An 871-nucleotide genomic window follows, 5' to 3' on the forward strand; every position below is an offset into this window, starting at 1 on the left:
CCCCCCCCCCCCCCCCCCCCCCCCCCCCCCCCCCCCCCCCCCCCCCCCCCCCCCCCCCCCCCCCCCCCCCCCCCCACGAAGTGGTACGGACGCAACGGCCGACAAACACAAAACCCGCGGCTCGATCGTCCTATCAGGCCGAACGCATGGTCTTAACGCGGCATTGGTCCGGTTGCCTCGACAGCCTCTGCGACGGTGTCCGCTCGGTTTCGTTGCGCAGTTCGGAGACCTGGTTCACCTTCGTTTCGATCCTTGGCAACGCAGCATGAATTCATCCACGCTGTCGAGGTCGATCATGGTCTTTCCGCCCATCTTGTAAAGGTGAAGACCACCGTCGACGAGATTCCGGTCGGCTTCGGCGATGTCCTGATCAGGAAGGATCTGCTCAATGGCGGCGCGCCCGGGGAGCCGCCGGATGCCTATGTCGTCATGACTGCGGCATGCGATCTGGTGCGAAAGGAGGGCGCGAAGCGCGTGCTGTTGCTGAGCGGCACGGTGACCGAGATTTCGCCGAAGTCCTGGACCTATGGCGCGACCAGCTTCAAGACGCCGATCATGAAACTGCCGGGAGACAAGCGGGTCTTCGTTCGATGGGACGCAAAGGACATCGTTACGCTGACGCACGCGCAGATCCGCGATCTGCTGTCGGCCAATGGTCACTACGGTCTCCATCTTCGGCTGAGGGAGGCGCATGCGCTCGAATTGCAGCAACGTCTGCTCGCGGAAATGGGACGCATCGGTCTCGTCGCGCACATGCCCGGCACGTTCCCGGTCCAGGTTGAAGCCCACTATCAATTGTCAATCGGCCTGTAAATTTGACCCCTCATCGGCGTCCAATTTTGACCCCTTCGTGCGCCGCGGTTTGACGGTA

1 protein-coding gene is annotated in these 871 nt (G+C 63.3%); it reads left to right on the forward strand.

What is annotated here, in order from left to right:
- The first annotated feature begins 252 nt into the window (after positions 1-252).
- A complete protein-coding gene (locus AC0L3K_RS40640; RefSeq protein ID WP_473368209.1) occupies positions 253-813 on the forward strand; it encodes a hypothetical protein in 561 nt (186 codons plus the stop codon).
- The last annotated feature ends 58 nt before the right edge of the window (positions 814-871 follow it).

Source organism: Bradyrhizobium sp. MI1.10 (assembly GCF_055811035.1).